Source organism: Arenibacter palladensis, from assembly GCF_900129275.1.
Classification (GTDB): Bacteria; Bacteroidota; Bacteroidia; order Flavobacteriales; family Flavobacteriaceae; genus Arenibacter; species Arenibacter palladensis.
Window position 1 is genome coordinate 294,641 of sequence record NZ_FQUX01000005.1, and the last position, 26,874, is coordinate 321,514.

Below are 26,874 nucleotides of genomic sequence, written 5' to 3' on the forward strand. Positions count from 1 at the left end.
ACATTATTCGTTGGGCGGTCAATTCATATAAAACCACATTTAAACTTCTTTGAAACGAAAAAACGACCCCACCAAAGCTGCAGGACAGGTATTCAATCCCTATTACAAAAAACAATTAGCGCATACCTTGGATAGAAGAATCTTTGATCCACTTTCGTTGGAAGCAATATGCAATTAATGCACAGTGACCTTATATACTCAAAAACCAATACGTTATAAATTTATTCCAGTTCCCTGAAGAGAACTATCGTGATCCCAAGTAATCAACCAAGGGTCACGGGTTTTAATTTGAAAGTCCTTCATTTTTTTGATCATTTCATCCATGACTCCCTTATAGTTTGGGTCGTTGGCCAAATTCAACATTTCATCTGGATCTTTTTCCAGATCGAATAATTCAAATTCAGGGCGAAATAGGTAATCCTGAACCTTTCTTTTTCCGTAAAACTCCTTGTTGTTACGATATACTTCCTGCCAGGTAGATGCTGCCCATAAGTCCGAGGCAAAGGGATATTCCGATCGCCATGCTATGTTTCTTATAAACTTGTAATTTTTGTCGCGCACCACACGCATGGGGTAATACATAGTGATTTCATGAAAGGTATGGGAGGCATATATTTGATCCCAACCTTCAGGTTCCTTTACGTTCAATACATCTTTAAAAGAACGTCCATGAAAGGATTTTTCCTTTATATCCACTTTCGCCATATCCAAGATAGTGGGAGTCAAATCTACCCAAGAAATCATAGCATCCGAAGTGGTATTCTTCAATTTAGAATTAGGGTCCTTAATAATACAGGGCAGTTTCATCCCAGGCTCATAAAGGGTGGTCTTTGCCCCCGGAAAAGCCATTCCGTTGTCGGATATATAAATAACAATAGTGTTGTCTGCCTTGCCCGACTCCTTGAGCATCTGCATCAATTTACCAAAACCTTGATCTATCCTAGAGACACTTTGATAGTATTGCGCAATTTCTTCCCTGCTTTCCTTGGTATCAGGCAAAAAATCCGGAACCACAACCTCTTCGGGCTTATAAGTTATAGTTTCTACACCGGCATACCCTTCCACCTTATTTCCGAAACTGTTCGGCGCGTCCCACTGTCCAGGATTGGTCGAGGCTGCACGATGCGGGTCATCTGTACAGAAATAAAGAAATAATGGCTTTTCCGAATTCAATACACCCTTACATTGCTCGGCCATTTCCACGGTGTTTCTTGGGTTGGCCTTTAACTCCTCTTGAAAATGGTATACCGATTCGGGAGCCACGTGGTACTTGCCTATCCTAGCTGTGGCATAACCCTCTTTCTCCAATAATACCGGTAAGGATTTTACTTTATCGTAGGTACTAAAATGGTGGTAATCATGCACATGACCATAAGAACCTGTGGCATGACCGAATAGCCCGGTAAGAATAACCGATCTACTGGCTGCACAACTCGCTGTAGTACAATAGGCATTGTTGAAACGCACGCCTTCCCTAGCCAATTGATCCAGGTTGGGCGTCTTAATTACATTATTTCCATAAGCACCCAAAGCATCTGTTCCGTGGTCATCGGCAACAAAAAGTATTATATTGGGCCTGGTTGTAGAAATCGGTTTAGACTGTACTTCTTCTTTTTTATCTGCACAACCAAGAAGCAAACACCCTATAATGGTAATACCTAAAACTAGTAGCCTTAAATTCATTGGATATATTTGTTTATAAAAATTCAACATAATATTATTCTAGGCCAAGGAAAAGCAACCAGAGAACATATTTGATTCTAATTTTTCATTATTCTGCAGCCATTAACAAAAGTCTATTTCAACTCCAAGTCTTCTATTTCCCCTGTACCTATGCCCCGAATCTTTTCGAAATCCGCAACTAATTCCTGAAGTTTTTCCGGATTGGATTTTGCCAAGTTCTCTTTTTGACTAGGGTCTTTTTCTAAATCATACAGCTGATATTTTTCTGAATTTCCAATTTCTATATTGACCGACTTAATAACCGCAGGTCCCTTATAAGGTGGAATCATAGCCCAATTTCCTTTTCTGAAGGCCGTTCTTGAGGTAGCTTCCAACACCAATTGATCCCTCCCGTTATTGGATTTGCCTAAAAATTCATCCAAAAGGTTCTCACTATCCTCCCCTGTTTTATCACTTCCAACCAAAGCGGCCATTGAAGTGAGCAAGTCCACTTGGCACACCATGGCATTGGATTTTCCCGGAGCAATGGTGCCTTTCCAATAGGTAATAAAGGGAACTTTGGTACCTGCCTCGAACAAGCTGTACTTACCTCCCCTTAATATTCCTGCCGGGGTATGGTTGCCCAATTTCTCTACGGCCTCGTCATAGTAGCCATCATTTACCACCGGGCCGTTATCACTAGAGAAGACGATCAATGTATTCTCCAATATTCCCTCCTCTTCCAAGGTTTTCATAAACTCTCCTATCATCCAATCGGCCTCCAGAATAACGTCTCCCCTAGGACCCATACCCGATTTCCCTACAAAACGCGGATGGGGGGTACGGGGAACATGCGGCTGCTGAAGGGCGTAATAAAGGAAAAATGGTCCGTCTTTATGCTCCTTTACATACTGTTGGGCCTTGGCCAAAAAATGGTCCGCCATATCCACATCGCTCCATTTGGCAGCCTCCCCGCCTTTCATAAAGCCTATTCGCGGTACTCCATTCACTATACTGTTGTTGTGCCCATGATGCCATTTCATGGTAGTCAGTTCCGGGTTGTCCAATCCTGTAGGCTCACCCTCAAAATTCTCTTTATAACTAACTTCTATGGGGTCGTTGGGATCCAATCCGTCTACATAACCGTCGGCAATATATACCGTTGGCACCCTATCCTGTGTTGCGGCTAGAATATAGGAATAATCGAAACCAACTTCGTTGGGACCAGGCGATACCCGTTCGTTCCAGTTTACCATGCCACTACCAAGTCCCAAGTGCCATTTCCCCACAATACCGGTGGCATAGCCTTTCTCCTGCAGCATTTTGGGAACCGTAATTTGGGTCGTATCAATAATCAAGGGAGCAGTTCCCGGTAATATTTTGGCGTCCTTATTGCGCCAGGGATACCTACCGGTTAATATGGCATACCTACTTGGGGTACAGGTGGCAGAGGTGGCATAGCCATTGGTAAACTGCACTCCTCCCTTTGCCAGGGCATCCATATTTGGAGTGCTGATCTCGGTGGCACCATAGGCGCTCATATCCCCATAGCCAAGATCATCCATATAAATAAATACAATGTTGGGTTTTTTAGAACTTTCCACAACAGCAACCTCTTTTTCTGCCTTGGATTTACATCCTAGCATAAGCAAAACAACCAGCGCGGATTGGAACAAACTCTTTTTGATAATCTTCATATTCTATTTAATTAATTTACTGATTTTGATTTTAGCAGCCTGTAAGATACTACCCTTTTGTTTTTGGCTGGCATTTAACACATGTTTTGTATTTGTTCTAGACCTCCATGACCTCCTTGGGGTCCGTACTTATATCGACCGATTTAATGATCTTTTCATTTTGCCCTTCCCCTATCACCAAAGTGTACTTGGCCAAAGAGTAAACGGGAGGAATATATTCGTTGCCCTTAACCCTTAGGGATTTCACCATTTCATTGGTCTCCTCATTAATAATCTTTACAACTTGGTTGGATTTTTTTAATTGTAATTTCGGCAGGTAGCCAAATGCCCTTCTACCATCATTATCAGCTTGGTCGATGGTCAGTGGCCAACCGGGGTAAGTGTTTTCTTCGGATTCCGCCCCAAGGTCCGCCAAAAACCGGATCGCTTCCATTTTTATGGTCCTAGCTCCGGTATCAAAAGTAACTATCCCATAACCGGATGCCTTTTTCTGAGCCTTTAGATATCTGTTTTTCTCAAGGTCAAAGTCATCAGTCGGATTCCCAACGGCATAGATATAATTAATATTTCCAAACCCATCGCGATAACAGCCCGTATTGGGCAAGCCATGTGCTGGTCTATCCGTAAAAGGCACATTGACCGAATCTGGTTGTCCCCATCTTGGGTAACCCGTTGAAATTGCCGGGGTACAGAAGGTCCAGCCTCCATCCCGTACTTCATCCACGCTATATTGTACCATAAAGGGCAAATGTTGATCCCCGTTTATATGAAAAACAGAAGCTTTTCTTATGGTCCGTATTACCTCATCCCGTTTAGATTTGGGCCAACCTCCCGAGTCCAAATCGCCAAACAAGAATTGCTTTTTGGGACCGTGATGGGTACCTACATTGGAAAACAAAGTCTGACTTAACAGCACCTTCATATTTGCTCCCTCCCAATCACCGACCCAGCCATTCAAAAACTCCATTTGACGATTTCCAAAGAAATCCAGGTCATTGGAATCAAGTTCTTCCGGTTTGGCCGGAGCCGTAAGATGATCTATCCTACCTTCCCCACTACGGAGCATCTCCGGACCAGATTTAAACAATCTATCACTTACAATAGCGAAACTAACCTTACCGTAAACCATTTGGGTAAACCAATTCGTGATTCCTGATGGTAAGGGCGATGGATCATAAGGATCTGGAAGGTGACCACATTGGGTGCGGTAAACAACATTGACCATTTTTGGAGTCTGGACAAGTCCTCCATGGGCATCGGTTACTTTTTTCCATTTCTCAAATGAAATGCCTTCCCCTCCTTCTCCCCAAAGATTGCCTTGATAAACATCGTGGTCATCGGGCGTGCAAATTGTAGGCCGATCGCGCATAATATTTCCAAAAGCCCAACCGAACATATACCATTTTCCCAAATAATTTAAAATGGCACTATCCTCAGGCTCTCTTTTAATAGGGTATCCTCCATTGCCCTCGTATAACTGATCTCCGGAGAAATACAGCATATCCGGGTTGGATTTTTCAAGATTCTCCACCAAGGGACGATATGGATATCCCGCCCATTCCTGGCAGGTTAATCCACCAAATCGCAGTGGCCGGTCATTTGGTTCTTGTCTTATAGCACCTGTATAATAATGCTTTTCCTTGTCTATGGAATATACCAAACGATAAGGTGTATCTTGGGCTGAATCCCAATTTTCTATTGAAAAAATTATACTATAGGATACGGGATCAATTTCTCCTTTTTCTTCCTTGACCCATTTACCCTTCCTAAAAAATTGTAGCTCCACCTTTTGTGAATCCTTGTTACCTACAGGAGGGAGCTGTGCCGTTAATTTAAGTTTTCCCATAGAAAGCGTGTACATGGCCCAAAGGATAGGCCCAAAACTGTTGTCGGGAACATATTCCACCTTTGTACCATCAAGGGAAATTGACCGAGACCAAAAGGTACTCCCCTCCTTTTCGTTTAGGTTCTGTTCCAAAGCCACCAGACCTTCAATTTCACCAGCATGATGATAGGTTAATTCCGTTTTTCGATCCTCCTTATCCACAGCGATCAACTTACATTCGTAATCTCCATTTTTTGGGAACCCCACAAATTCCAAAGTAAAATCGTTAAAATCAAAATTTTGGGGAAGCTGAGCTTCTTTGTCGGCTACAAACAATTTACCTTCCAGGGAAATACCAGTAGATAATCCTTCACCAAAATAACAGGCTGCCTTTACACTATTGGGATCTGTAGTATCCTTTATTCCGATAGAAAAACCGACACTCCCTTTGTCATTATTATTTTTTAACAGCCCAATTCTACTTTTAATGCGAAAATCTCCCTTGTCCTTTTTTAGCACATAGGTAAGTAGATGTAAGCGGGCATTCCGCATAGTCCCTTTAAACTCCAGTCTCTTATTTCCTATTTCCCAATCTTCCATGGGAATACTCCAAAAATCCTTTCCAATCCAAACCCTGTCATTTAAACTTTCAAAATTAAAGTCGATGGATTTTCTGGAACTACTGTTTAGTGCCTTGTCCAACACTCCACTTTGGGCGAAAATATTGGAGAAAGGGTTGGCAATTATTGGAATTGCCAACCCTACTTTTTGAATAAAATTTCTTCTCTTTAAAACCATTATAGCAATAGGATTAATTCCCTAATTTGGGATTTACGTTGACTTCAGACTCTGGAATTGGCCATACATCGTCCACACCTTCCCTGAAATCTTTAGTGGTCACATACCACCTAAATTGTGGGTCTATTTTCTTTGAGGTTGTTGGATAAAGGGTGGAATTCGGGAATGGTGCCCCCCAAAAATCCCCTACTAACACTTCATCACCAATCCCCCATCTAAAGATATCCCATAATCTTTGACCTTCCAAGGCCAACTCAATTCTTCTTTCATTTCTTAAAATAGGTCTTAGTGTAGCGGCATTGGTTTCCGTTATAGGTGGCAAGCCTACTGAGGCCCTACCCCTAACGGCATTGATGGTCTCGTCCAGTAATTGTTGGGTAATGGCATTCCCAGCCTCGAGCTCGGCCTCCAAATAACTCAACAATACTTCCGCGTATCTGATGATTGGAATATTGCCACCATAGTCCGTCCTTAAGTTACCACTAAAGGATTCATCAAAAAACTTGCGCAGACCGTAACCTGTTCTGGTTGCCTGCTTGGAATAGGTTAATTGATCTACAGATCCGGAAGAGTCTGGATGACAATCATAGATCCTACCGGCGAATGTGGCACCATCCCATATAAGGTTATATCTAAACCTGGGGTCTCTATTGGCCCCCATGTCAGCATAGTCGAATTTTGGATCATCATAGGACAATGGAGTTCCATCGTCAAAACCATAGGCATCCGCTAGACTTCCTAAAGGGTTTACGATATGCCACCCTGAGGCAACTGCTGGATAGGCGTGCTGAGGCAGTGCATTTCCTGCCTGCCCTCCAAAATACTGGGCACTAAAAATATTCTCGCTACTGTTCTCGTTGGACGGAATAAATAGGGATTTATAATCTGGATCGATAATATTATCGCCCATATCTATAATCTGCTTGTAGACCGCCGAAGCCCCTGAGAAATTCTTCTCCCCAAGATACAACCTTCCCAGAAAAGCAAGTGCCGCTTGTTTACTTGCTCTACCGGCTTCCCCTGCTTTCAGTTCCCCGAATGTCGGAAGCGCTGCGGTAGCTGCCTTAAGCTCATTCTCTACAAAGGTCACCAATTCCGTTTTTGAGGCCTTATCCACGTTGTTGGCCTCATCTGGCGTCAAGGTAGAGGTTACCAAAGGAGCACTGCCCCAAAACTGTGAAAGGTAAAAATACTGTGTGGCCCTTAGAAACTGAACTTCGGCCTTCATTCTATCTATTTTGGCCTGTTCCATATCCACCTTGTCAATATTTTCCAGGAAATCGTTGCAAATAGCGATCCTCTTGTACGAGCCTTGCCAATATCCGTTTATAACATTGTTATTTGGCAAGAGCGTTCCGTTGGTCAAACGATTCTGGGTTGAGTTATCCCCTCTACGGTCATAGGCATTGTCCGTGGCAAATTCCATAAATACGATACCGCAATAGGTCCACCAATCCGAAGGCACCACTTGTGTACTATATTCCACAGAACCTCTATATGCACCCGTCAAGGCAATGTTGGCGTTGGACTCCGAAGTCCAGAAATTATCAGCCGCAAAAGCATTACTGGGAAATTGTTCCAGTTCCTTATCACAGGAGACCATTGTTCCCATTGAAAGGATGCCCAGTAAAAGCAATTTTAGGGACCTAGAATTATATGACTCTTTTTTATATATTTTAATCATGATCTTAGAATTTTAGATTTAAACCAAAAGTGTATGTGGTTAATATAGGGTAATATGCTCCACCCCCAATTATTTCTGGATCCCAACCCTTTCTATAGGAATTAAAGGAATGCAGATTCTCTGCCCCTAAATAGAACCTTAGACTATCTACCCCAATAACATCGGTCAACGCATTTGGGAAATTATATCCCAATTGAATATTCTTTACACGCAAATATCCTGAATCAATTACCCAGTAATCCGAGGTCTCCGTATTTGCAGATCCACTGTTGGTCAACACTTCCAGCCTAGGATAATCGGGGTAACGTACAGGGTTGTTGGGATCGAACCTACCGTCCATTTGCCAAGTTTGAATATTCCCTAGATTAAAGAAAGCATAACCCGCATAACCTGTCAATTGGCCCTTTACCTCTGCCGTTCCCTGAAGTAAAACCGATAGGTCGAAATTCTTATAATTAAAACCAAGATTGGCGCCAAAAGTATATTTAGGGATACGACTTCCAAGATAGGTACGGTCATATGTTGGATCTACCTTACCATCGGGCACACCATCTGGCCCGCTAATATCCTTATATCTAAAATCACCTGCCTGGGCGGTTGGATTCACCGCTGACATATCTGGCCAGCTGTCTACCTCCCCATCGTTTAAAAATACCCCATCGGCTTTATAGCCGTAGTACATTTGCATAGGATAGCCTATAAACAAGTCGGAACCATTACCTACAAAACCATTGGGCTGTTCTACATTACCAAGGCCCAAGGTGATAACCTCGTTGTTAATAATGGAAAAATTGGCATTGATCGAATATCCGAAATCCCCGGCATTCCCACGATGGCCTAGGTCAAATTCCCATCCAGTATTTTTCACCTCTCCGGTATTGGTTTCACTGATGCCTACCCCAAGTACGGAAGAAACACTTGCAGATGGTTTAAAAAGTACATCTGTGGTATTTCTGTTAAAATAGGTCAGGTTAAAGTTTAACTTACCGTCAAAAAAACCGGTTTCCAAACCTATATCCGTAGTTTCAGTGGATTCCCATTTAATATTGGCATCCTTGTAATTGGCATATGCCGCACCCGTGGCGAGTCCGCCCCCCAAGGAGTAATCCCTTCCCGAGGCCAAAACCGTTTGATAAGGGTAATTACCTATATTTTGGTTCCCCAATATACCCCAAGATGCCTTTAATTTTAAATTGGATACCCATGATACTTCCTCCATGAAGGATTCTTGGGAAATACGCCAGCCCACCGCCGCAGAAGGGAAGAAGGCATACTTGTTATTTTCTGGAAAACGTGAGGAACCATCATAGCGCATAGTGGCCTCAAATAGATATTTTTGGTTTATGCTGTATTTTAATCGAGAAAAGAAAGACTGTAATGCCCATTCTGCATCATAACCCCCAGACTGCTGATTTTCGGCACTACCAAGATCCATAACGGTATAATCATTACTCGCAAAATCCTGACGATATCCATTAAACAAGGAAAGCTCTTCATTTTCAAAAGAATATCCAGCCAATAAACTAAAATCGTGGGAGCCAAATTCCTTGGAATATTCCCCGGTAAATTGCATGGTCTTAAAAATGGTTTTGTCGCTTTGCTGATTAAGGTAAGACTGACCTAAAAAAACATCTTCGTTAAGTCTTTGCGACGCCAAGTAAGATCGTTGCTCGTAAAGCGTAAAATTATATCCTCCAATTGCAGAAAAAACCAGATCTTCATTAGGTTTCCAATCCAATTTCACATTAACTCCAGCCTTTGTTGTGGGATTGGTCAAATAAGACTTGGAATCTAACCATGCCACAGGTGTTCCGCCACTTTCAGGTCCTATTCCATAATTGCCTTGGGAATCAACTCCTAAAAAAGTTGCTGGGTAGCGCACCGCATTCTGAACAAGTTGATCTAGAAATCCACCTCCTTTATTTGCAGTGGCCTGGGGTTCTTTTCGCTCTTCCAAGGAGCCAAAAAACCTTGAGTTCAATTCAAACTTTTTCCCCAATTTATTTTGAAGGTTCATCCTAAAATTATAGCGGTTAAAACTGTTTTTAGGCACAATCCCCTGCTGGTCCAAAATACCGGCAGACACGTAGTATTTATTATTTTCATCCCCGCCATTTACGGTAAGGGTGTGGGAGGTCTGTATTCCATTTCTAGAAAAAAGATCTTCCAAAAATCTTGTATTTGGATAATTATCAAGGTCGTTTTGTGCCCTGTATTTTTCAATGTCCTCTGCACTGAAACTATTACTTCCAGACGCTATATTGTACATTTCAGCATACTCCCAAGAGTTGGCGAATTCAGGAAGCTCTGTAGCTTCATTAAAGCCTACATAACTATTATAGCTAACGGAAAACTTTTTATTACTGCCACTTTTTGTAGTTATTAATATTACCCCATTGGCAGATCTGGCGCCATAAATGGCCGCCGAGGAAGCATCTTTAAGTACGGATATGGATTCAATATCATCTGGATTTATATCATTTAAAGTACCAGCTATACCATCTATCAAAACAAGGGCATTGGGAGTGGCACCGAAGGAACCTACCCCTCTTACACTAATATCCCCTCCACTCTGACCTGGCCTACCTGTTCTTTGGATGACCGTAACTCCCGGCATTTGCCCAGTTATGGCTTGGGAAGCCTGTGTTACAGGCCTATTCTCTATATCCTTGGAAGAAACTTGCGATATGGAGCCAATTACATTGACTCTCTTTTGGACACCATAACCAACAACCACCACTTCATCCAAGCCAGCGGCACTTTCCTGTAGTGTAATGTTAAGGCTGGTTTGCCCATCTACAGGCACTTCAATAGTGGAAAAACCAATATAGGAAACTACCAATGTGGCGTTGGCAGCTGCTACCTCAATGGAAAAATTACCATCAAAATCGGCAGTAACCCCATTAGTGGTTCCTTTTTCCACAATATTGGCCCCAGGTAGAGGTGTTCCTTCATTGTCCACAACTGTACCGGAAATAGTGGGCTGCTGCAATCCTATATCAGGGCCGCTACTTTGATCTACTATTTCTTTTTTGACTCCTGGTTTTAAAGCTATTTGTTTATCCAAAACCTTAAAAACAATATTGGTTCCTTGAAATATCTTCTCCAAGATCTTGGAAACAGTTTCTCTTTTTGCCTTAATTGAAACCGTCCTTTGGAGGTCCACCTCTTTGGTGTCCATAAAGAATTTGAATTCCGTTAAAGTTTCAATTTCATTAAGTACCTCATGCACCTTAACATTATTAAGGTTCAGGTCTATTTTGGTATTTTGCGAGTAGGTACTTGCATTTACCTGAAATAGGGCAGCCAATAATAAAAGTGTAGTTAATTTCATTTTTAAATCGAATCGCCATGGGCAACCATTACGATTCCGTGGTTTGTTAAATTTTTTCATAATTTAGTAATACGTTTGGTGGTTAATAAAAATTCTTAATCACTTTAATCCGCCAGAAAATGTCGCAAGCATTTTCTGGTTTTTTTGTAAAGTAAATGCTACCTAGTCTTTAAAAATCAGTTCATATTGGTTTAGTTTGAGTTAGTTAATTATTATTTCATTTTTGTCTATAGTATATTCAATTGAATATATTTCATTTAAGGTCCGCAATACCTGTTCAATACTTTCTATATCGAAAACTGCATTGTAGGTCCTCTCTTCCAGTATTTTATTATTGTTTTTAATTGAGACGTTATATTTTCTTTCCAGTTTTTTTCTAATGATTTTAAAGGGGGCATTTCTAAAGATCATCCTTCCTTCTATCCAGCTGGTATATTCATTTGTATCTACTTTAGACATGGTCGTTTCTTTGGAATCAGGGTTCCACTCCCCTTTATAACCCGGTTCCAATAGAAATGCCGTTGAAGCATTGTATGTGTCATCCTTATCGTGCAGTGCAACAGATCCTTCTACAAGAACAGTATTGATGTTCCTGTCTTCAGGATAGGAGGATACATTGAATTTTGTTCCCAAAACCCTGACATTTAAATCATTTACATTTACTACAAAAGGATGGTTTGCATTTTTGATAACATCAAAAAAGGCTTCCCCTTTTAGGAATACCTCTCTTTGGGTACCTTCAATAAATTTTACCGGATATTTAATGGAGCTCCCTGCGTTTAGATGAATGGTTGTGCCATCGGACAGAACCAACTTAAAGGTTTTTCCATAAGGAATGGTCAATTCGTTATATATAGGTTTTGAAGAATCAAGGTCACTTGTAACACTGTTATAATTCAGAACATTTCCTTTCTGTATTCCAACAAGCTTTCCTTTTTTGTCAACAATGGTACTTTCTCCATCTTCGGTTATAATCTGGATATTTCCATTGCCCAATTCCAATGTAATGGCATTTTTATCAATGGACGGCAGATTGGAATTTGATTTTTGTTGTGTAAAAAAATACCCTATGCCTATAAGAAATACTAGAATTGCGGCATACATCATGAATCCTGAAAACCCAGGCTTCGGCTTGTTGTCTAGTTTAGACTCCAATTCCCGCCATGCCAACTGGTTATCTTCATCGCTTTTGGCGCCCATGGCCCAAGCCTTTTTAAATTGAATAAAGACTCTTTTATTCTCTGGGGAAGCATCTATCCATTGAAAGATTCGTTCAACCTCCTCTTCCGTGGCTTTTCCCAAAAGATACTTTGAAATTAAATGGTGATCCATTAACTGGAATTTATCGTTCCAACTTAGTACACCTTAGAAGTCCTTTACCCTACATTGATTTATGATTTTTTCTGCTAAAACTGCAAAAAACAATAAATAAATATATTTAATATGTAATGGGAGAGTCTTAATTTAAGGAATTTGGTTGCTCGCGTAATATTAGCCTCTACAGCCTTGAGGGTAATACCTAGCTCATCCGCAATCTCTTTGTTCTTTTTATTTTCAAACCGCTTTTTTACAAATACCAACTTACATTTGTCCGGTAATTCCTCTATAGACTTTTCAATAAGACTTTGTAATTCCGAAAAGGTAACGGAATCAAAATTTAAGGAGTTCAATATTTCCGTATTCAGGCTTATCTCCCTTTCGTGCAATTTTTTGGATTCATATTTCCGAACAACCTTGTTATGCCTTATTAAGTTTAGGCAATCGGTTTTTACCGAGGTATAAAGAAAGGATGGGATTCCATTTATCTTTTGGACCTTTTCCCTATTCTCCCATAGTTTTATGAAAGCGTCCTGGGCAATACTCCTTGCTTTGTCCTGATCTCCTATAAATTGAATACCAAACCCAACAATACTGTCGTAATATTTTTTAAAATAGTACTCGAAAGCGCGCCGATCTCCCTCCTTAAATCGAAGGAAGCGAAAATCTGCCAAACTTAACTGAGCCTGCTCCATCTTAAATTAATAATTACACAAAATTAAACGTGTGAATCTGTCAATATAGCAGCTAAATATACAAATTTTTGTTAAATGTAAAATATACGTATAAAATATTTTTATTTAACAATTGAATATCAAGTGATGCCGACAGATCCTATTGCCAATTTTAAAATGGAATCCTCATCTTTAATTGGAAGGAGTTCTATCTAGAATTTTAAACAAACTGGTTGCGAAATGCTTACCTGATTTCCGGTATATTTAAGAAGTCCGGTCTGCCTATCTACCTTAAAAACAGTAATGTTATCCGATTTCTGGTTGGCTACCAAAAGAAAATTGCCATCTGGCGATAAGGCAAAATTACGTGGCCAATCCCCTTGCACAGGTTCTATGGTGAGAAGTTTTAGATCTCCGCTTTCGGATACCGAATAAACAGCTATACTATTGTGCCCCCTGTTGGAAGCATATAGGAATTTGCCATCCTTGCTAATATGAATATCGGCACAGGCATTTGGTTCTTGATAATCATCTGGCAGGGTACTCTTTTTATCGATTTTAGTAAATACGCCGTTCTCTTCATCCACAGTGGCCGACACAACGGTACTGGACAGTTCATTTATAATAAATACCTTATTTTCAGTAGGATGAAATACGAGGTGTCTTGGCCCGTCCCCGGGATCCAGCTGTAAAGCCACTTGCGCTTTCCCCAATTTATTCTCCGAATTTATTGGATAGGTCAAAATCTGGTCAATACCCAAATCTACGGCATATAAGAATTTTCCGTTTTGGGAAAATTGTACACAGTGTGCGTGGGCCGAATTTTGGTTAGGATGCGGACCGCTTCCGGTATGTTGTATCCCTTGGGGGTCATCTATCATACCCCCATTTTCATCCAAGGGATATAGAACAATACTTCCGGAACTATAATTAGCGGCCGCAAGAAGATGCTCCTCTGGACTTACCCCAACATAGCAGGCTCCATCCCCCATACTGGAAAGGTTGGACACTTTGTCCAGGGCAGTTTTATCTTTGTTCCATTGAAATGCCGATACACTCCCCGGTTTGGTGCCATTGGAAGAATAGACCCTATTCCCATCTTTTGAAAGATAAAGATAACCTGGCTTGTTCTCTATAGCCACACGGTGGCTATTGGACAGTTCCCCAGTTTCAGGGTTAAAATGGACTTGATAAATTCCTTGATCATCCCCTTCGGCAAAAGTACCTACCAAAAGCTCTACTACTTTTTCATTATTCGTCTGCCGATTTTCAGATAAAACTTCAGAAGAGGAATTCTTTTTTACTTCAGTTTTGCAGCCTACCAAAATTGACATTGCCAACAGAAGCACTGTATATTCAAAATTCATTTTAAATTGGAATCTTCCCATAACAATTTTTTTCATTTTATTGAATTTTAAATATAGTAATACCTACCTATCTAAAAAAGAGTTGGTCCTTTTTATTTCATAAAGTGGCATTTCGCAAACAAAAGCCCCAATAGTTCCTTAAAAAACAGGCTAATTGTAGTATCTTGTATAACCTGAACGATGCGGAATGAGAAAAAAGTTGCTTTATATAACCATAGCCCTTTGGGGTCTGTTCTCCTATGCGCAACTTGAATGCCCTGAAATGGTAAGTCCGGAAAACGGTGCCACCAATATTCCGGCTGCAACCCGTATTTCATGGACGGAAACTGCATTGGCCTCAGGCTACCTTTTAACTTTGGGTACTTCCCCCACCTCAGACGACATCCTTAGCAAAACGATCTATATGGTAAATTACAGTGAGGAAATTTCTTTCCCAATCAATTCTACCATCTATGTAACCATTATCCCATTCAACGATAAGGAAATAGCCAGCGGTTGCCCAAAATGGTCCTTTAGCACCATACAGGAATGTGGACACTATATCAATTCCATACCGGATATTACCGTTTGCTACAGTGAAAATGGTGAAACTGGGGGCATTGGTACAGATTTTACTAATATAGAGCAGGAACTTATAGGAGGGCAACAAGACCTATTGGTCAGCTATTATGATGAGGATGGCAATGAATTGGACCTATACCAATTAAACCCCAGTCCAAATTCCAATCAGTTTTACATCCGGGCTAGGGCAACGGATGAATTAGGTTGTTTTAAGGAGACCTCATTTAATCTTCTATTGGCAAACCCTCCAGAGGTAGATTTCTTGGAAGACGTGCTAGTCTGTAATGCCTATACACTACCCCAACTTAGTGCCAATAATGATTATTATACGGGTACCAACGGTACTGGCAACAAACTCCAAGCTGGTGATATAATTACCAAGAACCAACTCCTTTATATCCTGGGTGGTAGCAGCCTGTGCCAAGAAGAAAGTAGTTTCAGGATTACCTTAGATCCCAACATATGTAAAAACCAAGAAAATATCGGATTGTATCCTAAGTTCTTTACTCCTAACGGGGATGGCATAAATGATTTTTGGCAGTTGGATAGGGTTAAGCTTCCCGTAAACCCAAAATCACAGGTACGCATCTTTAACCGATATGGAAAATTAGTGCACCAACTGACATTGGAAAGTCCAGGCTGGGACGGGAACTATGCCGGTTCACCACTACCGGCTTCGGATTACTGGTTTGTGGTACAATTGGAGAATAATACCAATTTAAGCGGACACTTTACTTTGAAGAGGTAAACAGCCTAATCTTTATTGGTAGATGGACCAACCTTGACTCCCTTTGAATCCAATCTAGCCGTCTATAACAATGCTGCTTTAATTTTTGTAAAATGCTTTGCAAGCCCTTCAAAATCACCTTCTTGAATCAGCTTTTTATTAAATAGCGAGCTGCCCATTCCAACGCCCACAGCACCCGCCTCAAAAAAAGATTTGATATTTTCCAAAGAAACTCCGCCAGTGGGCAAAAGCTTTATGTTGTTAAGCGGAGCCGCAATGTCCTTAATAAATTGAACCCCCAGCTGGGTGGCCGGGAATATTTTTACGGCTGATGCCCCTAAACTCCATGCCTTATATATTTCCGTTGGGGAGTATGCTCCCGGAAAAATAGGTATCCCTTGTGCTACTGCCGTTTTAATAACGACCTCATCAATGATGGGGGTAACTATAAACTGGGCTCCCGCAGCAACGGCCTTTTCATAATCTTCCATATTGCAGACCGTACCGGCACCCACATTAAGTTCTTGAAATTCGCTCCGCAGCATGGTTATCATTTGGCCAGCTCCCGGAGTGTTCATGGTTATCTCTATGGTATGAAAGCCCGCCCCCAAATACGCCTTGGCAATATCCAGCATTACGTCCATGGACACCCCCCTTACTATACCCACAATAGGTGCCTTATTATAGAGCTCCCAAGAAAATGCTTCTTTATTTGACATGTGTTTCCAAAATTTTACGCTGCCCTACCAGTAGGGCCGTTTCTATAATTTGTGGCTCAAAACAAACGATTCTAGTCTCGTCCAGAAACGATTTCAAAGCCAATTGGTACAATTCGTTTTGTATTCCCGTTACCGCAAGGTACACCGTTTCACTTCTACCTTTCAAATGGGACAACTCCGCGCCTATCAACATCCCGGAAAGGAAATAATAGTTTTCGACGTTGGAGGATTTATGTATCAAACTATTGGCTCTAATGGAAAAAAGAGATGCCATCTGTTGGTTGTCAACTCCTTTTTGTACCCCTTTCAAAAAGACATCCTTATATAAAGGGCTCCATGGCGATTCCTCCACGGAAGCCGACAAAATACTGTGCTTGCCTATAACCTCAAATAATTCCCCGGTCATATAGGTGGTAAAATCCATAAACCGCCCATCATTGAATTGGATGTGTTTGCTGTGTGTTCCGGGCAACAAAAGAATTCCCTTTCCACTCTTTGGCAGATAATCCGAAAGCCCAATAGCCTGGATTTCTTCCCCCCGCATTACATCATTATTGGTCCTTGCCCCAGAAACTAAAAGAAGGTTCAAATCATGGCCCATAGCTATCAAATTGCTTATTAGACCTTCTCCTGTAAAGGAAATAGGGAATTTACAATAATCCAATTCCCGCATGCCAATGGAAGAAGACAACATGCCCGAAGCCACCAGAAAATCCTTTCCAGCTTCCTGTACACCCAACTTTTCCAATTGGGCCAACAAATAATCGGCAAAAAAGGCCTGCTGGGATAGTTTCTTTTGCTGTTTGTATGAATGATAACTTTTTTTAATCCCCATATCGGTCCTAACTTCCGATAAGATCTTCAAGGAATGCGTTTCCACCAAACGGAGCCTAAAATTGGACGTGCCCCAATCACAACTAATAAATTTTTCGGGTAGCCCCATATTTATCATCAAGCTTTGCTTGCTCTTTTTTTTATTCCGGTTATCGCAACCTGCAATGACCCATCAACTCTCTTCAATATCATCTATCCCTATTCTTTGAAGGGCAAATAAATATCCAACAGAAACTAGGGGTTGTTCTAAAGATGCCATTATTCCCGAAAAATACGTTATTTTTTTTCATCGCTAAAACATATATCGGTAGCCTAGCAAGTATTGGCACAATTTCCATGTTTACTTTTTGTTGCCCGGATGGCTTCACTTTATATTTCTACTGCTATAGTTCAAATCCTTGAAATATAGACAAGTAAGACCATTTACCTAAAAAATCGTCGATAAAATATGGGGATTGGTATATGGAATCCGCGTTTCAATCTATTTCATTTAATTCCAGGAGCCCTTAGTGGGATATTTATCATGAATTTCCATTTGAAAGGTTAAGATCCATGAAAAAATATATCATATTAACAATTCTTTTTGCAATACAGTTTGCGCAAGGCCAAACACCGATTGATTCTGTTCAGAAAATTTGGACATTGGAAGCGTGCATTGACTACGCTTTGGAGAACAACATAAGTGTAAAACAAGCCGAATTGTCCAAGAACATTACGGAAGCCAGCTATCTGGCAACAAAGTCTTTAAGATTGCCCAATTTAAGTGGAAATGCCTCCCAGAATTTCACGAACGGGAATTCCATAGACCCTATTACGAGCGATTTTGTTTCCCAACAAATCAATTCCACTAGTCTTGGATTAAACTCCCAGTTAACTCTTTTCCAGGGGAACCAGATCAACAATCAGATAAAACAGGGAAAGCTGCTTATTGATCAATATTCCCTTTATGAAGAAGAGGCCAAGAACAATATAACTTTGAGCATTACAGAAAGTTATATTCAATTGCTATATGCCAAAGAGAATATATTGATCGCCGAAAATAACCTTGAGGTATCACAAAAGGAAGAAGAGAGGGCCAAGGCCAGATTGGATGCCGGTTCCATCGCCATAAAGGAATATACCGATGCCCAGTCCCAAACCGCTACAAACCGGTACCTTCTTATAAATGTAAAAAACGATTATGCCCTACAGCTATTAAATTTAAAACAACAATTGGAATTGCCTCCCAACACCAATTTTGAGATTGAGGATGCAGATGAAATTATCTTGGACATTGTACCGGACCTAAATGAAGTCTATTCCGAAGCCTTGGAAAATCTTCCGGAAATAAATGCCGGAAAGATTAATGTTTCACTTTCCGAAAAAGACTTGGACATTGCCAAAGGAGGCTACCTACCCACCCTCTCATTAACGGGGAGCCTAGGTTCTGGATACACCTCCACCCAGGATTATAATTTCACCGATCAATTGGACCTGAATTTCAACCAAAGATTGGGTTTATCCTTAAACGTACCCATTTTTAATAGGAACAAGACCAAATCTGAGGTGCAAACGGCAAAAATCAATATTGACAAAGCCAAATTGGAACTGGCCCAGGAAGAAAAAGACCTATACAAAAAAATAGAAACAGCCTGGCAGAATGCCATTACCTCCCAAAGTGAAATGGAAGCGGCAGATATCGCCAGAAATGCGGCAAAAGAATCCTTTAGGCTGGCACAAAAACAATATGAATTGGGTGCCCTGAGCACTACGGACCTCATCCTAAGCCAGAACACCTATACCAATACGGAACAGAATTATATCCAGGCCAAATACCTTAGCCTGCTATACAACCAATTACTACAATTTTATCAGGGAAACGACATTAAAATCTAATCTAATGAAAAATAAAAAAAGAATCATAATAGGCAGCCTTGCATCAGTAATACTAGCTATTGTAGCATACAGCTTTATAAAAGAAGATAACAGTGCTGTAATAGAAGCCAAGACCATAGCGGCCAAAAAAGGTGACGTTACCACCATGGTAACGGCTACAGGTACCGTAGAACCCATTACCCAAGTGGAAGTAGGAACACAAGTCTCGGGTGTAGTGGAAAAAATATATGTGGATTACAACAGTGTGGTCACCGAAGGACAGCTCATTGCCGAATTGGATAAAACAAACCTTAGGGCGGCACTTACACAGGCACAGGCAGCTTATGACAACGCAGTGAGCCAAAGGAACTACATGCGGACCATCTACGACCGACAAAAAACACTTTATGACAATCAGGTGATCAGTAAGTCGGATTTTGATGATTCCCAATACAATTTTGAAACGGCAAAAGGCACGGTGACCCAACGCTTATCCGACCTGGAAAAGGCCAGAACAAATCTTAGCTATGCCGATATTTATTCGCCCATAGATGGTGTGGTACTTTCCAGGGCTATAGACGAAGGACAAACGGTGGCCGCGAGCTTTAGCACCCCAACCCTATTTACCATTGCCCAGGATTTAAGGGAAATGCAGGTGGAGGCAGATGTTGATGAGGCCGATATAGGAGGAGTCAAGGACGGCCAAAGGGTAACTTTTACCGTGGATGCTTATCTAGGGGAAACTTTTGAAGGAACGGTAACCCAGATACGTTTGGATCCAACAGTAACTTCAAACGTAGTTACCTACACGGTAGTCATAAAAGCTGATAATCCGGATCTAAAACTAAAACCAGGTCTTACAGCCACCATTTCCATATATACTTTGGAGTTGAAGGACGTCTTGACCGCCGAAGCCAAAGCCATTAATTTTAAACCTACGCCACCAGTGATGATGGCCTACAACGAACAACAAAATTTAAGCGTTGACCCCCCAAAAGGACAGCCAAGACCAGAAGGTGAAAATAAAGGACAAGCTAGGCCCGAGGATGAAAATAGCAGTATGGTTTGGGTACTTGGAGAAAATGGGGCCATTTCACCTAAAAAAGTCACTTTGGGAGCCAGTGATGGGGTAAACGTACAGATATTAAGTGGCATTAAAGAGGGAGATCAATTGGTATACAGTTTAAAATCTGAAAGCAACCAAGAACTTTCAGGGCCCGAAGGTGCTAACGAAAGTCCGTTTATGCCACAAAGACCAGGAGGAAATAAAAAAAAGTAAACGGCCATGAGTAAAGAGATTATCAAATTAGAAGATCTTAGAAGGGAGTTCACCATGGGCAACGAAACCGTCCATGCGCTAAAGGGCATTTCATTTTCCATCAATGAAGGTGAATTTGTTACCATAATGGGATCCAGCGGTTCCGGCAAAAGTACCTTATTGAATATTTTGGGCTGTTTGGACCAACCCACATCTGGCACCTATGAAATTGACGGATTAGCAGTGAGGAACTTAAGTAAAAATGAATTGGCAAGGATACGTAACGAAAAAATAGGGTTTATTTTCCAATCCTATAATTTGCTGGCTAGGACCTCGGCCCTGGAAAATGTAGAACTGCCCCTTTTATATAACAGTAAGGTTTCTACCGAGGAACGTAAAGAACGCGCTATCAATGCCTTGGAGATGGTAGGTTTAGGTAATCGGATGGACCATACACCCTCACAGCTTTCCGGAGGACAACAACAAAGGGTGGCCATTGCCAGGTCATTGGTCAACAAACCAGTAATGATCTTGGCAGACGAAGCTACTGGTAACCTGGACACCCGTACCTCTTATGAAATTATGTCCCTATTTCAAGAATTGAACGAAAAGGGTATTACAATCGCATTTGTCACCCATGAACCAGACATAGCCACCTTTAGCAGTAGAACCATTGTCTTAAAAGATGGCAGCATCATTAAGGACTACCTCAATAAAGAAATTCATTCAGCGGCTACTGAATTAGCCTTATTACCCGTAGAAGACCATTAATTATGAGACTACTAAATTTAATCAAAATAGCCTTTAAGGCCATTATTCTCAACAAGGTCAGAACCCTACTCACCATGTTGGGGATCATTATCGGGGTAGCTGCCGTAATTGCCATGTTGGCCATTGGTGAAGGCTCCAAGGAAAGTATCCGCAACACTATTTCCAGTATGGGGTCGAACATGATTACCGTTAGACCTGGAGAGGACGATAGAGGTCCGGCAAGAGGCAGTGGCGGCGATGTGCAAACATTGACGCTTAAGGATTATGAAGTTATAAAAGAGAAAACTACTTTAATAAGTTACATTACTCCTGTGGTAAACGGTGGCGGACAAGTAATCAACGGGTCCAATAACTGGCCGTCTTCAATTTACGGTGTAAATCCAGAATACCTGAACATTAAAGTGGTAGGTCTACAAAGCGGTAGCATGTTTACCGATGCCGAAGTAAGATCAGCTGCAAAGGTCGTTTTGCTAGGTCAGACCGTTGTTGATAATGTATTCCCGGATGGTGAGGACCCTGTTGGCAAAATGATCCGTTTTAACAGTATTCCTTTTAAAGTTATTGGGGTATTGGAAGAAAAAGGTGAAAATACCTTTGGCCAAGATCAGGATGATGTGGTTATTGCTCCCTATACAACAGTACAAAAGCGTATTTTGGCTATCGACTATTTAAACCAAATCATGGCATCGGCTGTAAGTGAAGACGACGCACCTGAAGCTGTAACACAGGTTACTGAAATTTTGCGCACACAACACAAATTAGGTGATGATGATAATGATGATTTTACAGTACGCTCCATGGAAGAGTTGATTTCAACATTTAGTTCAACCAGTGAAATGCTCACCATTCTTTTGGTTGCAGTAGCGGGAATTTCATTGTTGATAGGAGGTATTGGCATCATGAACATCATGTATGTTTCGGTAAAGGAACGAACCAAAGAAATTGGGCTGCGTATGGCCGTTGGCGGCAAGGGGTCGGATATTCTAATGCAGTTTTTAATCGAAGCCATTTTAATAAGCATCACTGGGGGACTTTTAGGCGTAATCCTTGGGCTTGGCTCGACCGTATTTATTGAAAAATTCTTACATTGGCCCACCAATGTTGCATTATACTCCATTATTATTTCCTTTGCCGTTTGTGCCGTTACTGGAATATTTTTTGGATGGTATCCGGCAAGAAAGGCTGCCGCTCTAGACCCTATTACTGCATTGCGATATGAATAAGAATAAAGTAGATGAAACGGAACAATAAAAAGAATCTAATCCCTTTACTACACCTTTTGACCTGGGTGATATTGATTGGTCTGCCCTATTTGCTTTCTGTGGGACAAGATCAGGAACAAATCTTTAATCGGACCCTGATACACTCCTGGATTCCACTGTGCTTTTATGCCGCTATTTTTTACTTCAATTATCTTTACCTTATAGACAGATTTCTTTTTAACAATAAAACTTTACCGTTCATATTGATCAATATTGGCTTAGTTGCCTTTTTTGTTTTTACCAACCATGAACTTAAGGGATTTCTAATGGACCAGCTCCTCCCTGATCGCACCAACGACAAAGGGCCTCCAAAGAATTTATTTTTTTATGTGGACATGATCGCCTCTATGGTGCCCATTGTATTCTCCGTAGCCCTAAAAACCACAGAACGCTGGTACAAATCCGAGAACGAACGCAAAGAGGCACAGACTATAAAATTGCAGGCAGAGATACAGCATTTAAAATATCAATTGCAGCCACATTTTTTCTTTAACTCCCTGAACAACATATATGCCTTGGTGGATAGTTCCCCTACTACCGCTAAAAAGACAATCCACAGTTTGGGCAAATTAATGCGATACCTGTTGTACGATACGGAAACCGAAAAAGTTGCACTACAAAAGGAAATCGATTTTATGACGCAGTATATAGAACTTATGAAACTTAGGTTTTCGAACAAGATTACTATATCATATTCCTTTCCCACTGTTGCACCAAATATTAAAGTAGTACCGTTATTATTCATTACCTTGGTAGAGAATGCCTTTAAACATGGTATTCCTGCTAGTAGTGAAGCCTCATTATCCTTTAAGATGGAAATAACGGATACCTTTCTTGTCTTTACCGCAAAGAACCAAAATCTGCCCAAAAACGATTCGGATAAAAGCGGTTCTGGAATTGGACTGGAAAACTTAAGAAAAAGACTGCAATTGTTATATCCAGATAGCCATAGCTTTGTATATCAAGTTAAGGACGAAATCTTTACTGCTGTGTTAACACTTGAAATCTAATTAAAATGAACTCAAATAAAATAAGCTGTATTGTTGTAGACGATGAACCCATGGCATTACAACTCATTGAGGGGTACGTTCAAAAAACTCCGTTCCTAGAGCTCAAAACCAAATGCGACAGTGCCATAGAGACCTTAAGATATCTGGAGAACGAGAAAGTTGACCTACTTTTTTTGGACATACAAATGCCAGACCTTACTGGGATTGGATTATCCAAACTAATTCCCAAAAGTACCCGCGTCATCTTTACAACAGCCTTTAGTGAGTATGCCCTTGAAGGCTATAAGGTTGAAGCTTTGGACTATTTATTAAAGCCCTTCGACTACGAGGAGTTTTTGATCGCTGCCACCAAGGCCAAAGATTGGTTTGCATTGGTAAAGGGCAGCGACAAGGAAACTACCTCTGCCGACAAAAAGTTCCTCTTCGTTAAATCCGAATACAAGCAACTAAAGATCAATCTGAATGAGGTGCTATATTTTGAAGGCCTGAAGGACTATATCAAAATTTGGCTTAAAGGTCAGCCTAAGGCCATCCTAACCTTAATGAATCTCAAAAGCCTGGAAGAAGAACTTCCAAAGGACAAATTTATGCGTGTACATCGCTCTTTCATTGTTTCCTTACAAGCCATAGATGTTATAGAACGTAGTCAGATCATAATCGGGAACCAACGTATTACGGTTTCGGAAAATTATAAACCTGACTTTTTGGATTACATTGCCAAAAATAGTTTGGATTGATTTTTTTACTTATAAATCTTTATGGCTATAATCCCCACTTCCAAGTTTCCCGTGGAATAAAATTTAAGTCCAGGTCAAGCCTAAGACCCATTGAAGGAACCAAAACTAGGACCACAGTATAAAACAGAAACCCCGCCAAAAAGCGGGGTTCGTTATTAGTTGCATTTCAATGTCTTGGATAAATTTCATAATGACCTGGTATTAATTGGTCTTACGTTTTTTAAACCACAGGTCCTCCAAACTTAAATTCAAGGTTAGTACATGGTAATTTTCCTTGACGAGTATATTTTCTATTAATCCTGTGGATCCATAGGAATAAGATAAATTGAGCATAGAATTATTACCACGGCCAATAGGCAAACCAATACCGGCAGTAAAATTATAACCTTCTATTTTCTCGTCGTTAATGGACAAATACCCAGTGTCATAGTTGAACCCCGTTCTATAGCGAATACGCTGGTTAAATTTATAACTGGCAGGATTTCTAACGAATTCCAAACCCACGGCATAGATATCCTGATCAACGTATGTTCCTATATTCTCTGACTGTTCCGTATCACTCCAGTAATTCTTTTTATAATCGGCATTTAGGGTAAAGGATTTCAGGAAGTTGGTACTTAACCCAACACCGAGTTCCAATGGCATATTGAAGTCGGAAACAGTATCACTTTCATCCTCTTCCACCTCTATTTCAACCCCATCAAGACTTTTAATTACAGAACGCCTTACATTACCCTTGAGACTCGTGGGTAGTTGTACCGTACTTCCAATGGTGATTTTGTTTGTAAGGTCATATTGCAATCCAAGACCAACACGGGCACCACTGTAATTGGTATCCTCGGTGGAGACCAGGGCACTACCGTAAACCTGAAAGGATTCTTCTTCCTCAATTTTTCCAAATAATACGGAAAAACTGGCCCCAAACCTTAAATTATCAGTAATTCCATATCCCAGGTTGAACTTAAGATCACTCATTCCCCCAAGTCCATTGACATTACTTTCAAAGGATTCTTCAGATCCCTCAATATTGGTTTTTACCCCTACCAGGGTATAACCAACGTCGGTATAAGGAACAAGGGAAACACCCGCCCCCAGTCTTTCGGCTATCCGGAAGGCAAGGGCCAAATTGGAAAAGTTGAACGTGGTTCTGGATTCGTTGTTTATCCTGTTGCTATAATCGTTGTATTTCCCTCGTATACCAACATCATAAAAAAATGAATTTTGGGGTGTCAAGGCAAAATTGGCAGGATTTAAATTGTTAATTTCCGTATCCGATTTCAACGCTATCCCTGAGTATCCCATCCCATTGGTCCGCCCAATACTGGTCTGATTTATTACACCTAGACCATATAGGGAATAAGGGGAACTTGTAAGCCCTTCGGATTGCCCCAAAACAGGAATTGCGGATATAAATGTTAGAAATAGGGCTAAAAAAGGTAATTTATTCATCTTCATCATATATTGCATAGGTAAGTTCCAATTTTACACCCTGGTCAGAGCCCTCTGTTCCCATTAAAACAAAACGGTCTACAGTACTGCTGTAATCCTCTGGCAAAAGAATAATTGCATAGTCGGCATCCCTTTCCGTCGTCAATATTCCTTCAATGTAGGTTGTCAAGGGTATTTCGTAATAAATGTCGTTGAATTCTTGACCATCAAGGTTTAAAGTGGCTTGTATGGCAGCATTATCCGTTCCCACCAATTGCTCCGATAAATCGTTGTTTTGATCTACTATATACACCGATAAATTATCCCTTAAGGCCAGTTCATCACTATAAGATCCGTTAACCGGTTTAATTTTTAGAACAGCATTTAACAGCGTGCCCTGTCCCGGAATATCGAAAAGCGTTTTCAGATTCGTAAGTTCTATTTTGGTGGTATATCCAATACCGGATTGCACAAAACTTTGATTGCCCGTTTCGGAACTATTCAGAACAACCTCCGAATCTGTGATTGTGGTTAAATATTCATTGGTTTCAACTACCGACATCTGGTTGAAGAATGGTATTGGACTACTGGTGGTGTTTATGGCAAAATTTGCTGTAAATTGTGTTCGACTATCCGCTCCGGGAATGCTATAATACATTCTCATTACACTTTTAGAAAAATCAAATCCTACTATGGACCCATCGTCGTCTTCGCCCGGTTGAAAGGTTAGTCCACGAAAATAATCTTTAAATTCCTCGGTATTCGTAATATCCTTTTGTTGTAATTGATCAAAAATACCGAGCCCTAAAGTGTCGCTCAGTTTTATAAATAAAGAATCGGTTCCAAGGGGCCTTGGAGTGTAGGTTATGGAACCTAAATCTTCCTCGGAATATGCCACCTTGCTGGTATTGTAAAAATTGCTCCCATCCTCTGGCTCTAGAAGCTCACTTAACTCCTTAATATGGATGGTGTTGCTTTTAAGGGTATCATTATAATAGTAAGCGTCATATTTAAGAAAGAAGCCGATACTGTCATATTCCGCTTCCGAATCGATAGAATAACTGTTGGGCAACAATTCCACATAACTTGCACTTTTCACAGCCCCAAAAACTGGATCTATATATTTCCCTATCAACATACGGGTGGCTTGTGAAGTTACGAGACTATCAAACTTCATGGTATAGGTTTCCACGTTCATAGTATCAATTTGTACAACCCGTATATTACTGTTGGTAAATGTCCCGCCAGCTACAAAATCGGAATCATTAATAGTATCATCGCTACATGAAACCATTAATGTCAGCAAAGCTATAAGTCCAAGGAGTTTTCTCATTCGTTCATTATTTGATACCAAA

20 protein-coding genes are annotated in these 26,874 nt (G+C 40.8%); 8 read left to right on the forward strand and 12 right to left on the reverse strand.

What is annotated here, in order from left to right; genetic code table 11:
* The first annotated feature begins 49 nt into the window (after positions 1-49).
* A complete protein-coding gene (locus tag BUA60_RS23380) occupies positions 50-178 on the forward strand; it encodes a hypothetical protein (RefSeq protein WP_262483039.1) in 129 nt (42 codons plus the stop codon).
* A gap of 35 nt (positions 179-213) precedes the next feature.
* Here the strand turns inward: BUA60_RS23380 and BUA60_RS15305 are convergent, their stop codons facing one another.
* The 8 genes from BUA60_RS15305 to BUA60_RS15340 all read right to left on the reverse strand — a co-directional run bounded on the left by BUA60_RS15305 (position 214) and on the right by BUA60_RS15340 (position 14,394).
* On the reverse strand, positions 214-1,683 hold the full coding sequence (locus BUA60_RS15305) for a sulfatase family protein (protein ID WP_072863256.1): 1,470 nt from the start codon (positions 1,681-1,683) through the stop codon (positions 214-216).
* A gap of 113 nt (positions 1,684-1,796) precedes the next feature.
* On the reverse strand, positions 1,797-3,359 hold the full coding sequence (locus tag BUA60_RS15310; RefSeq protein WP_072863152.1) for a sulfatase family protein: 1,563 nt from the start codon (positions 3,357-3,359) through the stop codon (positions 1,797-1,799).
* Between the two features lie 97 nt (positions 3,360-3,456).
* Positions 3,457-5,982 carry an alkaline phosphatase D family protein gene (locus tag BUA60_RS15315; protein ID WP_072863154.1) on the reverse strand — a complete coding sequence of 842 codons (2,526 nt, stop codon included), beginning with the start codon at positions 5,980-5,982 and terminating at the stop codon, positions 3,457-3,459.
* 13 nt (positions 5,983-5,995) lie between these two features.
* Positions 5,996-7,666 carry a RagB/SusD family nutrient uptake outer membrane protein gene (locus BUA60_RS15320; protein WP_072863156.1) on the reverse strand — a complete coding sequence of 557 codons (1,671 nt, stop codon included), beginning with the start codon at positions 7,664-7,666 and terminating at the stop codon, positions 5,996-5,998.
* A gap of 4 nt (positions 7,667-7,670) precedes the next feature.
* A complete protein-coding gene (locus BUA60_RS15325; protein ID WP_218587929.1) occupies positions 7,671-11,060 on the reverse strand; it encodes a TonB-dependent receptor in 3,390 nt (1,129 codons plus the stop codon).
* Between the two features lie 141 nt (positions 11,061-11,201).
* Positions 11,202-12,332: a FecR family protein gene (locus BUA60_RS15330; protein WP_072863160.1), complete on the reverse strand. Its 1,131-nt coding sequence runs from the start codon at positions 12,330-12,332 to the stop codon at positions 11,202-11,204.
* Positions 12,333-12,406: 74 nt separating this feature from the next.
* Positions 12,407-13,012 (reverse strand): RNA polymerase sigma-70 factor, encoded by a 606-nt coding sequence (locus tag BUA60_RS15335; protein WP_072863162.1) that lies wholly within the window; start codon positions 13,010-13,012, stop codon positions 12,407-12,409.
* Between the two features lie 191 nt (positions 13,013-13,203).
* Positions 13,204-14,394 carry a lactonase family protein gene (locus tag BUA60_RS15340; RefSeq protein WP_084532618.1) on the reverse strand — a complete coding sequence of 397 codons (1,191 nt, stop codon included), beginning with the start codon at positions 14,392-14,394 and terminating at the stop codon, positions 13,204-13,206.
* A gap of 151 nt (positions 14,395-14,545) precedes the next feature.
* Between BUA60_RS15340 and BUA60_RS15345 the strand changes: the two genes are divergently transcribed.
* Positions 14,546-15,667 (forward strand): T9SS type B sorting domain-containing protein, encoded by a 1,122-nt coding sequence (locus tag BUA60_RS15345; RefSeq protein ID WP_072863164.1) that lies wholly within the window; start codon positions 14,546-14,548, stop codon positions 15,665-15,667.
* Between the two features lie 62 nt (positions 15,668-15,729).
* Here the strand turns inward: BUA60_RS15345 and BUA60_RS15350 are convergent, their stop codons facing one another.
* Positions 15,730-16,365 carry a bifunctional 4-hydroxy-2-oxoglutarate aldolase/2-dehydro-3-deoxy-phosphogluconate aldolase gene (locus tag BUA60_RS15350; protein ID WP_072863166.1) on the reverse strand — a complete coding sequence of 212 codons (636 nt, stop codon included), beginning with the start codon at positions 16,363-16,365 and terminating at the stop codon, positions 15,730-15,732.
* On the reverse strand, positions 16,355-17,317 hold the full coding sequence (locus tag BUA60_RS15355; RefSeq protein ID WP_084532619.1) for a 2-dehydro-3-deoxygalactonokinase: 963 nt from the start codon (positions 17,315-17,317) through the stop codon (positions 16,355-16,357). Before BUA60_RS15355 ends, BUA60_RS15350 begins: the two co-directional genes overlap by 11 nt.
* 434 nt (positions 17,318-17,751) lie before the next feature.
* Here BUA60_RS15355 and BUA60_RS15360 point away from each other — a divergent pair, with 434 nt between their 5' ends.
* From BUA60_RS15360 to BUA60_RS15385, 6 genes are read left to right on the forward strand one after another with little or no spacing between them, the layout of a single operon-like run.
* On the forward strand, positions 17,752-19,074 hold the full coding sequence (locus tag BUA60_RS15360) for a TolC family protein (protein ID WP_072863168.1): 1,323 nt from the start codon (positions 17,752-17,754) through the stop codon (positions 19,072-19,074).
* Between the two features lie 4 nt (positions 19,075-19,078).
* Entirely contained in the window at positions 19,079-20,332 is a 1,254-nt protein-coding gene (locus tag BUA60_RS15365) for an efflux RND transporter periplasmic adaptor subunit (RefSeq protein ID WP_072863170.1), read from the forward strand.
* A 6-nt stretch (positions 20,333-20,338) separates the two neighbouring features.
* Positions 20,339-21,082 (forward strand): ABC transporter ATP-binding protein, encoded by a 744-nt coding sequence (locus tag BUA60_RS15370; protein WP_072863172.1) that lies wholly within the window; start codon positions 20,339-20,341, stop codon positions 21,080-21,082.
* A gap of 2 nt (positions 21,083-21,084) precedes the next feature.
* Positions 21,085-22,305: an ABC transporter permease gene (locus BUA60_RS15375; RefSeq protein ID WP_072863174.1), complete on the forward strand. Its 1,221-nt coding sequence runs from the start codon at positions 21,085-21,087 to the stop codon at positions 22,303-22,305.
* 11 nt (positions 22,306-22,316) lie between these two features.
* Positions 22,317-23,354 (forward strand): sensor histidine kinase, encoded by a 1,038-nt coding sequence (locus tag BUA60_RS15380; protein ID WP_072863176.1) that lies wholly within the window; start codon positions 22,317-22,319, stop codon positions 23,352-23,354.
* A gap of 5 nt (positions 23,355-23,359) precedes the next feature.
* The gene (locus BUA60_RS15385; RefSeq protein WP_072863178.1) at positions 23,360-24,091 is read left to right on the forward strand and encodes a LytR/AlgR family response regulator transcription factor; all 732 of its coding nucleotides are present in this window, start codon (positions 23,360-23,362) and stop codon (positions 24,089-24,091) included.
* Positions 24,092-24,292: 201 nt separating this feature from the next.
* Here BUA60_RS15385 and BUA60_RS15390 read toward each other — a convergent pair whose 3' ends face one another.
* The gene (locus BUA60_RS15390) at positions 24,293-25,540 is read right to left on the reverse strand and encodes a BamG family beta-barrel-assembly machinery protein (RefSeq protein ID WP_245802560.1); all 1,248 of its coding nucleotides are present in this window, start codon (positions 25,538-25,540) and stop codon (positions 24,293-24,295) included.
* On the reverse strand, positions 25,533-26,852 hold the full coding sequence (locus tag BUA60_RS15395) for a DUF4270 family protein (protein WP_072863182.1): 1,320 nt from the start codon (positions 26,850-26,852) through the stop codon (positions 25,533-25,535). The genes BUA60_RS15390 and BUA60_RS15395 overlap by 8 nt, the downstream gene beginning before the upstream one ends.
* Positions 26,853-26,874: the final 22 nt, after the last annotated feature.

Excerpts from the sequence above, each read along its gene's own strand:
- BUA60_RS15330 (WP_072863160.1), bottom strand. The coding sequence starts at position 12,332 with ATGGATCACCATTTAATTTCAAAGTATCTTTTGGGAAAAGCCACGGAA.
- BUA60_RS15345 (WP_072863164.1), top strand. The coding sequence starts at position 14,546 with ATGAGAAAAAAGTTGCTTTATATAACCATAGCCCTTTGGGGTCTGTTC.
- BUA60_RS15370 (WP_072863172.1), top strand. The coding sequence starts at position 20,339 with ATGAGTAAAGAGATTATCAAATTAGAAGATCTTAGAAGGGAGTTCACC.
- BUA60_RS15335 (WP_072863162.1), bottom strand. The coding sequence starts at position 13,012 with ATGGAGCAGGCTCAGTTAAGTTTGGCAGATTTTCGCTTCCTTCGATTT.
- BUA60_RS15380 (WP_072863176.1), top strand. The coding sequence starts at position 22,317 with ATGAAACGGAACAATAAAAAGAATCTAATCCCTTTACTACACCTTTTG.
- BUA60_RS15350 (WP_072863166.1), bottom strand. The coding sequence starts at position 16,365 with ATGTCAAATAAAGAAGCATTTTCTTGGGAGCTCTATAATAAGGCACCT.
- BUA60_RS15360 (WP_072863168.1), top strand. The coding sequence starts at position 17,752 with ATGAAAAAATATATCATATTAACAATTCTTTTTGCAATACAGTTTGCG.
- BUA60_RS15375 (WP_072863174.1), top strand. The coding sequence starts at position 21,085 with ATGAGACTACTAAATTTAATCAAAATAGCCTTTAAGGCCATTATTCTC.
- BUA60_RS15315 (WP_072863154.1), bottom strand. The coding sequence starts at position 5,982 with ATGGTTTTAAAGAGAAGAAATTTTATTCAAAAAGTAGGGTTGGCAATT.
- BUA60_RS15305 (WP_072863256.1), bottom strand. The coding sequence starts at position 1,683 with ATGAATTTAAGGCTACTAGTTTTAGGTATTACCATTATAGGGTGTTTG.
- BUA60_RS15395 (WP_072863182.1), bottom strand. The coding sequence starts at position 26,852 with ATGAGAAAACTCCTTGGACTTATAGCTTTGCTGACATTAATGGTTTCA.
- BUA60_RS15310 (WP_072863152.1), bottom strand. The coding sequence starts at position 3,359 with ATGAAGATTATCAAAAAGAGTTTGTTCCAATCCGCGCTGGTTGTTTTG.
- BUA60_RS15325 (WP_218587929.1), bottom strand. The coding sequence starts at position 11,060 with ATGAAAAAATTTAACAAACCACGGAATCGTAATGGTTGCCCATGGCGA.
- BUA60_RS15385 (WP_072863178.1), top strand. The coding sequence starts at position 23,360 with ATGAACTCAAATAAAATAAGCTGTATTGTTGTAGACGATGAACCCATG.
- BUA60_RS15390 (WP_245802560.1), bottom strand. The coding sequence starts at position 25,540 with ATGAATAAATTACCTTTTTTAGCCCTATTTCTAACATTTATATCCGCA.
- BUA60_RS15365 (WP_072863170.1), top strand. The coding sequence starts at position 19,079 with ATGAAAAATAAAAAAAGAATCATAATAGGCAGCCTTGCATCAGTAATA.
- BUA60_RS15320 (WP_072863156.1), bottom strand. The coding sequence starts at position 7,666 with ATGATTAAAATATATAAAAAAGAGTCATATAATTCTAGGTCCCTAAAA.
- BUA60_RS15355 (WP_084532619.1), bottom strand. The coding sequence starts at position 17,317 with ATGATAAATATGGGGCTACCCGAAAAATTTATTAGTTGTGATTGGGGC.
- BUA60_RS15340 (WP_084532618.1), bottom strand. The coding sequence starts at position 14,394 with ATGAAAAAAATTGTTATGGGAAGATTCCAATTTAAAATGAATTTTGAA.